General features: G+C 69.5%; 10 protein-coding genes. All 10 read left to right on the forward strand.

Annotated elements, in window-relative coordinates; all coding sequences use genetic code 11:
* The first annotated feature begins 71 nt into the window (after positions 1–71).
* The 10 genes from uvrC (at position 72) to IM697_RS12390 (ending at position 12,554) form a co-directional block, all read left to right on the forward strand.
* A complete protein-coding gene (uvrC, locus tag IM697_RS12345; RefSeq protein ID WP_194047512.1) occupies positions 72–2,186 on the forward strand; it encodes an excinuclease ABC subunit UvrC in 2,115 nt (704 codons plus the stop codon).
* The gene (gene rapZ / locus IM697_RS12350; RefSeq protein WP_194047514.1) at positions 2,183–3,142 is read left to right on the forward strand and encodes an RNase adapter RapZ; all 960 of its coding nucleotides are present in this window, start codon (positions 2,183–2,185) and stop codon (positions 3,140–3,142) included. The genes uvrC and rapZ overlap by 4 nt, the downstream gene beginning before the upstream one ends.
* Positions 3,139–4,206 carry a gluconeogenesis factor YvcK family protein gene (locus IM697_RS12355; RefSeq protein WP_194047516.1) on the forward strand — a complete coding sequence of 356 codons (1,068 nt, stop codon included), beginning with the start codon at positions 3,139–3,141 and terminating at the stop codon, positions 4,204–4,206. Before rapZ ends, IM697_RS12355 begins: the two co-directional genes overlap by 4 nt.
* Complete coding sequence (gene whiA, locus IM697_RS12360; protein WP_194047518.1) at positions 4,197–5,186, forward strand: DNA-binding protein WhiA; 990 nt, start codon at positions 4,197–4,199, stop codon at positions 5,184–5,186. The genes IM697_RS12355 and whiA overlap by 10 nt, the downstream gene beginning before the upstream one ends.
* A gap of 161 nt (positions 5,187–5,347) precedes the next feature.
* Entirely contained in the window at positions 5,348–8,302 is a 2,955-nt protein-coding gene (locus IM697_RS12365) for a M14 family metallopeptidase (protein ID WP_194047519.1), read from the forward strand.
* 228 nt (positions 8,303–8,530) lie between these two features.
* Positions 8,531–9,538 (forward strand): type I glyceraldehyde-3-phosphate dehydrogenase, encoded by a 1,008-nt coding sequence (gene gap, locus IM697_RS12370; RefSeq protein WP_194047521.1) that lies wholly within the window; start codon positions 8,531–8,533, stop codon positions 9,536–9,538.
* A 143-nt stretch (positions 9,539–9,681) separates the two neighbouring features.
* Positions 9,682–10,893, forward strand: a complete 1,212-nt coding sequence (locus tag IM697_RS12375) for a phosphoglycerate kinase (RefSeq protein ID WP_194047523.1) — start codon at positions 9,682–9,684, stop codon at positions 10,891–10,893.
* 6 nt (positions 10,894–10,899) lie between these two features.
* On the forward strand, positions 10,900–11,676 hold the full coding sequence (gene tpiA, locus IM697_RS12380) for a triose-phosphate isomerase (protein WP_194047525.1): 777 nt from the start codon (positions 10,900–10,902) through the stop codon (positions 11,674–11,676).
* Between the two features lie 110 nt (positions 11,677–11,786).
* The gene (gene secG / locus IM697_RS12385; RefSeq protein ID WP_016826779.1) at positions 11,787–12,017 is read left to right on the forward strand and encodes a preprotein translocase subunit SecG; all 231 of its coding nucleotides are present in this window, start codon (positions 11,787–11,789) and stop codon (positions 12,015–12,017) included.
* 249 nt (positions 12,018–12,266) lie between these two features.
* The gene (locus IM697_RS12390) at positions 12,267–12,554 is read left to right on the forward strand and encodes an RNA polymerase-binding protein RbpA (RefSeq protein WP_007448238.1); all 288 of its coding nucleotides are present in this window, start codon (positions 12,267–12,269) and stop codon (positions 12,552–12,554) included.
* Positions 12,555–12,601 lie beyond the last annotated feature (47 nt).

Genomic DNA, 12,601 nt, shown 5'->3' on the forward strand with positions numbered 1-12,601 from the left:
CCCCGCCGACCGCCACGACGGTTGTCCACAGCCTCGTCGGACTGTCACCGGGCGCCAGTAGGGTGTGAGACATGGCCGACCCCTCCAGCTACCGCCCCAAGCCGGGACAGATCCCGGACTCTCCCGGGGTGTACAGGTTCCGTGACGAGCACCGCCGGGTGATCTACGTCGGGAAGGCGAAGAGTCTGCGCCAGCGCCTGGCGAACTACTTCCAGGACCTGGCGGGCCTCCACCCCCGCACCCGCACGATGGTGACCACGGCCGCGTCCGTGGAGTGGACGGTGGTGTCCACGGAGGTCGAGGCCCTTCAGCTGGAGTACTCCTGGATCAAGGAGTACGACCCCCGGTTCAACGTCAAGTACCGCGACGACAAGAGCTACCCGTATCTCGCGGTGACGATGAACGAGGAGTTCCCGCGTGTGCAGGTGATGCGCGGTCACAAGAAGAAGGGCGTCAGGTATTTCGGGCCGTACGCGCACGCGTGGGCGATCCGGGACACCGTCGACCTCCTCCTGCGGGTCTTCCCGGTCCGCACCTGCTCGGCCGGCGTGTTCAAGAACGCCGCCCGCACCGGCCGCCCCTGTCTGCTCGGCTACATCGGCAAGTGCTCCGCCCCCTGTGTGGGCCGTGTCTCCGCCGAGGACCACCGTGAACTGGCCGAGGAGTTCTGCGACTTCATGACCGGCCGCACGGGCACCTATCTGCGCCGCCTGGAAAAGCAGATGGTGGAGGCGGCCGACGAGATGGAGTACGAGCGGGCCGCCCGCCTGCGCGACGACATCGAGGCCCTGAAGAAGGCCATGGAGAAGAACGCGGTCGTGCTCGCCGACGCGACCGACGCCGACCTCATCGCCGTCGCCGAGGACGAGCTGGAGGCGGCCGTGCAGATCTTCCACGTCCGCGGCGGACGCGTGCGCGGCCAGCGCGGCTGGGTCACCGACAAGGTCGAGGAGATCACCACCGGCGCCCTCGTCGAGCACGCCCTGCAGCAGCTCTACGGCGAGGAGAGCGGCGACGCGGTGCCCAAGGAGGTCCTCGTCCCGGCCCTGCCCGACCCGCTGGAGCCCGTCCAGGAGTGGCTGTCGGGCCGGCGCGGCTCCCACGTCTCGCTGCGCATTCCCCAGCGCGGCGACAAGCGCGCCCTCATGGAGACCGTCGAGCGCAACGCCCAGCAGGCGCTCGTCCTGCACAAGACCAAGCGCGCCTCCGACCTCACCACGCGCTCGCGGGCGCTGGAGGAGATCGCCGACGCCCTCGACCTGGACAGCGCCCCGCTCAGGATCGAGTGCTACGACATCTCGCATCTGCAGGGCGACGACGTGGTGGCCTCCATGGTCGTCTTCGAGGACGGCCTGGCCCGCAAGAGCGAGTACCGCCGCTTCCAGATCAAGGGCTTCGAGGGCCAGGACGACGTCCGCTCCATGCACGAGGTGATCACCCGCCGCTTCAAGCGCTACCTCGCCGAGAAGGAGCGCACGGGCGAGTGGGCCGACGGCGAGAACACCCTCGCCGACACGTCGTCCGACACCCCCGCCGACGGCTCGTCCGCCCCCCTCACCACGACGTCCCCCGACGCCCTCGGCAACGGCCTCAAGGACGACGAAGGCCGCCCCAAGAGGTTCGCCTACCCACCCCAGCTCGTGGTCGTCGACGGCGGGCAGCCGCAGGTCGCGGCCGCCCAGCGGGCCCTGGACGAGCTCGGCATCGACGATGTCGCCGTGTGCGGCCTCGCCAAGCGCCTGGAGGAGGTCTGGCTGCCCGGCGACGACGATCCGGTCGTCCTGCCCCGCACCAGCGAGGGTCTCTACCTGCTGCAGCGCGTCCGCGACGAGGCGCACCGTTTCGCGATCACCTATCAGCGCACGAAGCGGGGCAAGCGGTTCCGGGCCAGCCCGCTGGACGACGTGCCGGGGCTCGGGGACACCCGCAAGCAGGCGCTGCTGAAGCATTTCGGTTCGTTGAGGAAACTTCGATCCGCCACCATCGACCAGATCTGCGAGGTGCCCGGCATAGGCCGCAAGACGGCCGAGACGATCGCCGTGGCCCTCGCCCGGGCGGCACCGGCCACACCCGCCGTGAACACGGCGACTGGAGAGATCATGGAGGAGGAACCCTCCACCATGGGTTCCAACGGGGAGCCCGTGCGGACGGGCACCCCGGACGAGCGACGGGGGCAGGAGACATGAATGTGAACAAGCACGACGGGCAACAAGGCCAAGGCGGAGACGGAGCACAGGTGAGTACGGGCACGAACGGCGATACGGCCGGACTTCCCGACGCGGCCATCCCCGAACTGGTGATCATCTCCGGTATGTCCGGGGCGGGCCGCTCCACGGCGGCCAAGTGTCTGGAGGACCTCGGCTGGTTCGTCGTCGACAACCTGCCGCCCGCGCTGATCCCCACCATGGTGGAGCTCGGCGCCCGCTCCCAGGGCAACGTGGCGCGGATCGCGGTGGTCGTCGACGTCCGCGGCCGCCGCTTCTTCGACAACCTCCGCGAGTCCCTCTCCGACCTCGACACCCGGGGCGTGACCCGCCGGATCGTCTTCCTGGAGTCCTCCGACGACGCCCTGGTGCGCCGCTTCGAGTCAGTGCGCCGCCCGCACCCGCTCCAGGGCGACGGCCGGATCGTCGACGGCATCGCCGCGGAGCGCGAGCTGCTGCGCGAGCTGCGCGGCGACGCCGACCTGGTGATCGACACCTCCAGTCTCAACGTGCACGAGCTGCGGGCCAAGATGGACGCCCAGTTCGCCGGCGAGGAGGAGCCCGAGCTGCGGGCCACGGTGATGTCGTTCGGCTTCAAGTACGGCCTCCCGGTCGACGCCGACCTGGTCGTGGACATGCGGTTCCTGCCCAACCCGCACTGGGTCCCGGAGCTGCGCCCCTACACCGGCCTCAACGAGGAGGTGTCGGCGTACGTCTTCAACCAGCCCGGTGCGAAGGAGTTCATCGACCGCTACTCCGAGCTGCTCCAGCTGATCGCGGCCGGATACCGTCGGGAGGGCAAGCGGTACGTGACGATCGCGGTCGGCTGCACCGGCGGCAAGCACCGCTCGGTCGCCACCTCCGAGAAGCTCGCGGCGCGCCTTGCCTCCCAGGGCGTGGAGACGGTGGTCGTGCACCGGGACATGGGACGCGAATGACAGGACGTACTCCCCGGCTGGGCAGGCTGCGCCGCGCGATGCCCGAGTCGCGCGCCGGCCGGCCCGCCGAGGCCCGCGGTGCCAGGCCACGCCGTCGGGGCGCCCAGCCCAAGGTCGTCGCGCTCGGCGGCGGCATGGGCCTGTCCGCCTCGCTCGCCGCGCTGCGCCGGATCACCGGTGACCTCACCGCCGTCGTCACCGTGGCCGACGACGGCGGCTCCAGCGGGCGCCTGCGCGACGAGCTGGGCGTGCTGCCGCCCGGTGATCTGCGCAAGGCGCTGGCCGCGCTGTGCGGCGACGACGACTGGGGCCAGACCTGGGCCCGGGTCATCCAGCACCGCTTCCACTCCCAGGGCGATCTGCACGACCACGCGGTCGGCAATCTGCTGATCGTCGCCCTGTGGGAGCAGCTCGGCGACCATGTCCAGGCCCTCGACCTGGTCGGCAAGCTGCTCGGCGCGCACGGGCGGGTGCTGCCCATGTCCGCCGTGCCGCTGGAGCTCCAGGCCCTGGTCAAGGGACACGACCCGGACCGGCCCGAGGACGTCGACACCGTCCGCGGCCAGGCCAACGTCGCCCTCACCCCCGGTGAGGTGCAGTCGGTGCACGTCGTGCCGCACGACCCGCCCGCCGTCCCGGAGGCCGTCGCCGCCGTCCGGGACGCCGACTGGGTGGTGCTCGGCCCCGGATCCTGGTTCTCCTCGGTCATCCCGCACCTGCTCGTGCCGGAACTGCTGGACGCGCTCACCGAGACGAAGGCGCGCCGGGTACTCTCCCTGAACCTCGCGCCGCAGCCGGGAGAAACCGAGGGCTTCTCCCCGCAGCGTCATTTGGAGGTTTTGGGACGACACGCCCCTAAACTCGCCCTGGACGTGGTGCTGGCCGACGAGGCCGCCGTGCCCGATCGCGCAGTGCTCACCGAGGCCGCGAAGCGGCTCGGCGCCGCGGTCGAGCTGGCCCCGGTGGCCCGGACGGACGGGACGCCCCGGCACGACCCGGAGCTCCTCGCCGCCGCGTACGACCGTATTTTTCGGATGCATGGAAGGATCGGCCCATGGCGATGACGCCAGCGGTGAAGGACGAGATCTCCCGGCTCCCCGTCACCCGGACCTGCTGCAGAAAGGCGGAGGTCTCCGCCATCCTGCGGTTCGCCGGCGGCCTTCACCTGGTCAGCGGGCGCATCGTGATCGAGGCGGAGCTGGACACCGCGATGGCGGCGCGCCGCCTCAAGCGGGACATCCTGGAGATCTTCGGCCACAGCTCCGAGCTGATCGTGATGGCGCCGGGCGGGCTGCGACGCGGTTCGCGCTACGTCGTCCGGGTGGTCGCGGGCGGTGACCAGCTGGCCCGGCAGACGGGCCTGGTCGACGGGCGGGGCCGCCCGATCCGCGGCCTGCCCCCGCAGGTGGTCTCGGGGGCCACCTGCGACGCCGAGGCGGCCTGGCGCGGCGCGTTCCTGGCGCACGGCTCGCTGACCGAGCCCGGCCGCTCCTCCTCCCTGGAGGTGACCTGCCCGGGTCCCGAGGCCGCGCTCGCCCTGGTCGGCGCCGCCCGCCGGCTGTCGATCGCCGCCAAGGCCCGCGAGGTGCGCGGCGTGGACCGTGTGGTCGTCAGGGACGGCGACGCCATCGGAGCCCTGCTCACCCGCCTCGGCGCGCACGAGTCCGTGCTCGCCTGGGAGGAGCGCCGGATGCGCCGCGAGGTCCGCGCCACGGCCAACCGGCTCGCCAACTTCGACGACGCCAACCTCCGCCGCTCCGCGCGCGCCGCCGTCGCCGCCGGTGCCCGGGTCCAGCGCGCCCTGGAGATCCTCGGCGAGGAGGTCCCCGAGCACCTCGCGGCCGCCGGCCGGCTGCGCATGGAGCACAAGCAGGCCTCGCTGGAGGAGCTGGGCGCGCTCGCCGACCCGCCGCTGACCAAGGACGCCGTCGCCGGCCGTATCCGCCGCCTGCTGGCCATGGCCGACAAGCGGGCCCAGGACCTCGGCATCCCGGGCACGGAGGCCAACCTCTCCGAGGAGCTGGCGGACAACCTCGCGGGGTGACGTAGCGCGATGTGACACGTCGTCAACAGACCGGTGCCGATGTCCACTTGGGGCATCGGCGCCGGTATTTGTCGGCCTTTACCGCGCTCTTGACGGAACCGTGAAGTGGCATGAGCCTGGCAGTCATTCGTCGCTGTGACGAACCACTGCTAGGGGGGTTCATGAGACCCAGAGCGAGATCGATCCTCGCTGCCGGTGCGCTCCTGATAGGCGGAGCGAGTATCGCACCCATAGCCCAGGCACAACCGGGAAGTTCACAAGACACCGACCCGAGCGAAGTCAAGGTCTTCCGCGCCGAAGTCACCCGGAAGCAGATACCCCTGCTGCTGGCGGCCGGCCAGGACGGCCACGAACTCAGTGAGCGGGCGCCCGCGAAGGGCACGGCCACCGTCGAGGTCTATCTCACCGACGACCAGGCCGGGAAGCTGGAGAAACAGGGCGTCGAACTCACCGAGCACGATCTGTCCGCCAGGTCCGAGGCGCGTACCGAGCAGGCCGCCGAGGGGGTGTACCGCCCGTACGGCGGAAGCGGGGGCCTCAAGGAGGAGATCGTCCGGACCGGGCAGAAGAACCCCGGCCTCACCAAGGTCGTCTCCATCGGCAAGACGATCAACGGCCAGGACATCCTCGCACTCAAGCTCACCAAGAACGCCAAGAGGACCAAGGACGGCGCCAAGCCCTCCGTCCTCTACCTCTCCAACCAGCACGCGCGCGAGTGGATCACGCCGGAGATGACCCGACGTCTGATGCACTACTACCTGGACAACTACAAGAAGGACAAGCGGGTCAGGAAGATCGTCGACTCGACCGAGCTGTGGTTCGTCCTCTCGGCCAACCCCGACGGCTACGACTACACCCACCAGGACTCCAGCACCCGCCTGTGGCGCAAGAACCTGCGGGACATCAACGGCGACGGCACCATCAGCACCGGCGACGGCGTCGACCTCAACCGCAACTTCGCCTACAAGTGGGGCTACGACGACGAGGGTTCGTCCCCGAACCCCACCAGCGAGACCTACCGAGGCGCGTCCCCGGCCTCCGAGCCCGAGACCAAGGCACTGGACGCCTTCCAGCGCCGTATCGACTTCGACTACGGCATCAACTACCACTCCGCGGCCGAACTCATCCTCTACGGCGTCGGCTGGCAGGTGGCCACCGACAGCCCGGACGACGTCCTCTACAAGGCGCTCGCCGGCACGCCGGACAACCCCGCGGTCCCCGGCTACCACCCGCAGGTCTCCTCGGAGCTGTACACCACCAACGGCGAGACCGACGGCCACGCGTCGAACGTCAACGGCACAGCGATGTTCACGCCCGAGATGTCGACCTGCCAGACCGCGTCCGGCATCGACCCGAACGACCAGTGGAACGCGGCCGACTGCCAGTCGGTGTTCAACTTCCCGGACGACGAGAAGCTGATCCAGCAGGAGTTCGCCAAGAACGTCCCGTTCGCGCTCTCCGTGGCCGAGTCCGCCGCCCGCCCCGACCAGCCGTCGTCCTCGGTCGGTCTGAAGGCCGCCGACTTCACCCCGGCGCCGTTCACCACCTCGTACTCCCGCGGCGCCGACCAGGAGGTCTCCGTCGTCGTACGCAAGTCCGTGCGCGACAAGGAGCTGAAGTACCGCGTCAACGGCGGCCGCACGGAGGACATGCGGCTCAAGCGCTGGAAGGGCGGGGAGACGTACGGCGGTGAGGACAACCTCTACTTCGACGAGTACCGCGCCAAGGTGGCCGACGGCGACCCGGGCGACAAGGTCGAGGTGTGGTTCACCGGCGAGACCAGGAGCGGAAAGAAGGTCTCCAGCGAGCGCTTCACCTACACCGTGGCCGAACGGCCGCGCGGTGACGTCCTCGTGGTCGCCGAGGAAGGCGCCGCCGCCACGCACGCGCAGAAGTACGTCGACGCGCTCAAGGCCAACGGCCACCGGGCGGTCGTCTGGGACGTCGCCACACAGGGCGCGCCCGACGCGCTCGGCGTGCTGGGCCACTTCGACACCGTCGTCCACTACACCGGCGCGAACGTCCCCGGCAACGCCACCCAGCTCCACCTGCGCGCCTACCTCAACGAGGGCGGCAAGCTGCTGGAGGCGGGCGAGCAGGCCGGCGGCGCCGTGGACCTCGGTGGTGGCAACCTTTCGAACGACTTCAGCCAGTACTACCTGGGCGCCTACTCCCGTATGGCACTCCCCGGGGCCACCGGATTCAACGGCTCCGGCAGGCTCGGCGGCTTCACCGGAGCGCTCGGCGACGCCACCGGCAACCCGCTCGACAAGGCCGGCAGTTACAGCGTCACCTCGGATGAGCTGCCCGTCGACGAGTACCCGCAGTTCGCCAGCGCGGGAGCGGGCCAGTTCGCCGGGACCGTCAACCCGTACGGGCCGTACGCGGGTTCCTACATGGCCGCCGCCGTCCACACCGACGACGCCTACAAGCGGCTCACCAGGACCGTCGACCTCACCGGAGTGAGCGCCGCGGACAAGCCCACGCTGCGCACCCAGCTGATGTGGGACGTCGAGCCCGGCTACGACAACGTCCTGGTCGAGGCGCACACCACCGGCGCCGAGGACTGGACGACGCTCCCCGACACGGGCGGCGCCACCAGCGACACCGTGCCGGCGGACTGCGAGGCCGGGTTCTACGTGGACGAGCACCCGTGGCTGGCCCACTACCTGACCGTGTCCGGCAGCGGCTGCACCGCGAGCGGCAGCAGCGGCGACTGGCACGCGTTCACCGGCGCCTCCGGCGGCTGGAAGCAGGTCGAGTTCGACCTGAGCGCGTACGCCGGCAAGTCGGTCGAGCTCTCGATCAGCTACGTCAGCGACCCGGCCTTCGGCGGACACGGCGTCCTCGCCGACGACGCCTCCCTGGTCGTCGGCGGCACGGCCACCGAGACCGAGGGCTTCGAGACCTCGCTCGGCGCCTGGAGCGTGACCGGACCGCCCGCGGGCAGCCCGGCCGCGCTCAAGGACTGGGCGCGCACCGGAGCCCTGTTCCAGACGTATGGAGCGGTCACCACGGACGACACCGTGCTGCTGGGCTTCGGCCTGGAGCACGTCACCGCGGCGGCCGACCGCAAAGCGCTCATCGGAAGGGCCCTGGACTCACTTGACGACTGACACGCCGAGGTCAACCACGCACCACGCGAGGTGACCGGAACGAGTGATCCGGCTTCCTGACGGGGCGGTCCGTACCCCTACTGGCGGGTACGGACCGCCCTGCCGTGTATGAGGCATCTGGATGTCACCAGGGCGGCCTCAGGGAGGTAGGGTCGTAGGCGGTCGGGGACATCCCAAACAGAGCTCGCCGGCACCGCATGGCCGGCGTACCAACGAGGAGATCGGTTCGTGACGATCCGCGTAGGCATCAACGGCTTCGGTCGTATCGGTCGCAACTACTTCCGCGCGCTGCTGGAGCAGGGTGCTGACATCGAGATCGTGGCTGTCAACGACCTGGGTGACACCGCGACCACCGCCCACCTGCTGAAGTACGACACGATTCTGGGCCGCCTCAAGCAGGAGGTCTCGCACACCGCCGACACCATCACGGTCGACGGCAAGACCATCAAGGTCCTCTCCGAGCGCAACCCCGCCGACATCCCGTGGGGCGAGCTGGGCGTCGACATCGTCATCGAGTCGACCGGCATCTTCACCAAGAAGGACGACGCCGCCGAGCATCTCGCCGGTGGCGCCAAGAAGGTCCTCATCTCGGCTCCGGCCAAGGACGAGGACATCACCATCGTGATGGGCGTCAACCACGACAAGTACGACCCGGCGAACCACCACGTCATCTCCAACGCCTCCTGCACCACCAACTGTGTGGCGCCGATGGCGAAGGTCCTCGACGAGAACTTCGGCATCGTCAAGGGTCTGATGACCACGGTGCACGCCTACACCAACGACCAGCGCATCCTGGACTTCCCGCACAAGGACCTGCGCCGCGCCCGCGCCGCCGCCGAGAACATCATCCCGACCACCACGGGTGCCGCGAAGGCCACCGCGCTGGTCCTGCCGCAGCTCAAGGGCAAGCTGGACGGCATCGCCATGCGCGTTCCGGTCCCGACCGGCTCGGTCACCGACCTCGTCCTGGAGCTCGGCCGCGAGGTCACCAAGGAAGAGATCAACGCCGTCTTCCAGAAGGCCGCCGAGGGCGAGCTCAAGGGCATCCTCGAGTACACCGAGGACCCGATCGTCTCCTCCGACATCGTCAACGCCCCGGCGTCCTGCACCTTCGACTCCTCCCTGACCATGGTCCAGGAGGGCAAGAACGTGAAGGTCATCGGCTGGTACGACAACGAGTGGGGCTACTCCAACCGCCTCGTCGACCTCACGGTCTTCGTCGGCAACCAGCTCTGATATCCAGAGCAGGCACCTTGATGTGAGTCAGGGCTCGGGCGGCGCAGGGACGCGTCGCCCGAGCCCTGACTGGCGTGCAGATCCGACCTGTTGGATCACGAGCGTTTCCGAGCGATCACGAGCCCTTCTCAGGAGTCCCCTTCATGAAGACGATCGACGAACTTCTCTCCGAAGGCGTCGCCGGCAAGCGGGTCTTCGTCCGCGCCGACCTGAACGTGCCGCTGGACGGCACCACCATCACCGACGACGGCCGTATCCGCGCCGTGCTGCCCACCGTCAAGGCGCTGGCCGAGGCGGGCGCCCGCGTGGTCGTCGCCTCGCACCTGGGCCGCCCCAAGGGCGCCCCGGACCCCGCCTTCTCCCTCGCTCCCGCCGCCGCGCGCCTCGGTGAACTCCTCGGCGCCGACGTGGCCTTCGCGACCGACACGGTCGGCGACTCCGCCCAGGCCGTCGTCGCGGGCCTCGCCGACGGCCGGGTCGCGGTCGTCGAGAACCTGCGCTTCAACGCCGGCGAGACCAGCAAGGACGACGCCGAGCGCGGCGCCTTCGCCGACCGGCTCGCCGCCCTCGCCGACGTGTACGTCGGTGACGGCTTCGGCGCGGTGCACCGCAAGCACGCCTCGGTGTTCGACCTCCCGGCCAGGCTGCCGCACTACGCCGGCTACCTCATCGCGGGCGAGGTCGGCGTCCTGAAGAAGCTCACCGAGGACGTCAGGCGCCCGTACGTCGTCGCGCTCGGCGGCGCCAAGGTCTCCGACAAGCTCGCCGTCATCGACCAGCTCCTCGGCAAGGCCGACCGCCTGCTCATCGGCGGCGGCATGGCCTACACCTTCCTCAAGGCCAAGGGCTACGAGGTCGGCATCTCCCTCCTCCAGGAGGACCAGATCCCCGCGGTCACCGAGTACATCGAGCGCGCGGAGAAGAGCGGCGTCGAGCTGGTCCTCCCTGTCGACGTCCTCGTCTCGACGGAGTTCCCGGACCTGAAGACCAAGGCCCCGGCCGACTTCGAGAACGTCGACGCGGACAAGATTCCCGCGGACATGGAAGGCCTGGACATCGGCCCCAAGTCCCGCGAACTTTTCGCCTCCAAGATCACCGACGCCGAAACCGTCTTCTGGAACGGCCCCATGGGCGTCTTCGAGCACCCCGACTACGCCGGAGGCACGACCGCTCTCGCGCAGGCCCTGCTCGACAGCAAGGGCTTCACCGTGGTCGGCGGTGGCGATTCCGCCGCCGCCGTCCGCATCCTGGGCTTCGACGAGTCGAAGTTCGGCCACATCTCGACCGGTGGCGGCGCCTCCCTCGAGTATCTCGAGGGCAAGACGCTCCCCGGCCTCGCCGCACTGGAGGACTGACCCCTTATGAGCACGCGCACGCCGCTGATGGCGGGCAACTGGAAGATGAACCTCAACCACCTCGAGGCCATCGCCCACGTCCAGAAGCTCGCCTTCGCCCTGGCCGACAAGGACTACGAGGCCGTCGAGGTCGCCGTCCTGCCGCCCTTCACCGACCTGCGCTCCGTGCAGACCCTGGTCGACGGCGACAAGCTGAAGATCAGGTACGGCGCACAGGACATCTCGGCGCAGGATTCCGGCGCCTACACCGGCGAGATCTCCGGCCCGATGCTGGCCAAGCTGAAGTGCACGTACGTGGCCATCGGCCACTCCGAGCGCCGCCAGTACCACGCCGAGACCGACGAGATCGTCAACGCCAAGGTCAAGGCCGCCTACAAGCACGGCCTGACCCCGATCATGTGCGTCGGCGAGGAGCTGGACGTCCGTGAGGCCGGCAATGCCGTCCCGCACACACTCGCCCAGGTCGAGGGCGGTCTGAAGGACCTCCCGGCCGAGCAGGCCGAGACCGTCGTGATCGCCTACGAGCCCGTCTGGGCCATCGGCACCGGCAAGGTCTGCGGCGCCGAGGACGCCCAGGAGGTCTGCGCCGCCATCCGCGGCAAGATCGCCGAGCTGTACTCGCAGGACGTGGCCGACAAGGTCCGCATCCAGTACGGCGGCTCCGTGAAGTCCGGCAACGTCGCCGAGATCATGGCGCAGGCCGATATCGACGGCGCCCTGGTCGGCGGTGCCTCGCTGGACGCCGACGAGTTCGTCAAGATCGTGCGCTTCCGCGACCAGTGAGTATGCGGTAACGGCGATCCGTCGTACCCTTGCGGGGGCCGGAGGCTTTCACCAAGAGCCTCGGCCCCCGTCGTCTATCCAGATCCGAGGAAGTTGGTCCAGCCGTGGTTATGGGGTTCTCGATCGCCCTGATCGTCTTCAGCCTGCTGCTGATGCTGCTGGTGCTGATGCACAAGGGGAAGGGCGGCGGCCTCTCCGACATGTTCGGTGGCGGCATGCAGTCGTCCGTCGGCGGCTCCTCGGTCGCCGAGCGCAACCTCGACCGGATCACCGTGGTGGTCGGTCTGCTGTGGTTTGCGTGCATTGTCGTGCTCGGCATCATGATGAAGGTGAACAACTGACCGGCACGCACAATCCACACGTAAGGCCCCATGTTCGGTACGCGCAGCTGAGCGCGGCCTATCATGGGGCTTGCGTCTTGGTGTGAGGGCTCTGTAACTCCAATCACTGGACGCGCGTTGGGCCTTACGTAGACTGAGGCGCTCGCAGCGAAGCGAAACGCCGACTCGCTTTGCGGCACCATCACGCAGGGAGTTACGACCGTGGCAAGTGGCAACGCGATCCGAGGAAGCCGGGTCGGGGCGGGGCCGATGGGCGAGGCCGAGCGGGGCGAGTCCGCGCCCCGGCTGCGCATCTCCTTCTGGTGCTCCAACGGGCACGAGACGCAGCCCAGCTTCGCCAGCGACGCGCAGGTTCCCGAAACCTGGGACTGCCCGCGCTGCGGCTTTCCCGCCGGACAGGACCGGGACAACCCGCCGGACCCGCCGCGCACCGAGCCCTACAAGACGCATCTGGCGTATGTACGGGAGCGGCGCAGCGACGCGGACGGCGAGGCCATCCTCGCCGAGGCGCTCGCCAAACTGCGGGGCGAGATCTAGGAGTTGAGGCCGGCCAGGTGCCTGTGGGCGCCTGGCCGGACCTGTTC

The organism is Streptomyces ferrugineus (assembly GCF_015160855.1).
GTDB classification, from domain to species: domain Bacteria; phylum Actinomycetota; class Actinomycetes; order Streptomycetales; family Streptomycetaceae; genus Streptomyces; species Streptomyces ferrugineus.

Coding starts and splice junctions, on each gene's coding strand:
- uvrC (WP_194047512.1), top strand. CDS start 72: ATGGCCGACCCCTCCAGCTACCGCCCCAAGCCGGGACAGATCCCGGAC.
- rapZ (WP_194047514.1), top strand. CDS start 2,183: ATGAATGTGAACAAGCACGACGGGCAACAAGGCCAAGGCGGAGACGGA.
- IM697_RS12355 (WP_194047516.1), top strand. CDS start 3,139: ATGACAGGACGTACTCCCCGGCTGGGCAGGCTGCGCCGCGCGATGCCC.
- whiA (WP_194047518.1), top strand. CDS start 4,197: ATGGCGATGACGCCAGCGGTGAAGGACGAGATCTCCCGGCTCCCCGTC.
- IM697_RS12365 (WP_194047519.1), top strand. CDS start 5,348: ATGAGACCCAGAGCGAGATCGATCCTCGCTGCCGGTGCGCTCCTGATA.
- IM697_RS12375 (WP_194047523.1), top strand. CDS start 9,682: ATGAAGACGATCGACGAACTTCTCTCCGAAGGCGTCGCCGGCAAGCGG.
- tpiA (WP_194047525.1), top strand. CDS start 10,900: ATGAGCACGCGCACGCCGCTGATGGCGGGCAACTGGAAGATGAACCTC.
- secG (WP_016826779.1), top strand. CDS start 11,787: ATGGGGTTCTCGATCGCCCTGATCGTCTTCAGCCTGCTGCTGATGCTG.
- IM697_RS12390 (WP_007448238.1), top strand. CDS start 12,267: ATGGGCGAGGCCGAGCGGGGCGAGTCCGCGCCCCGGCTGCGCATCTCC.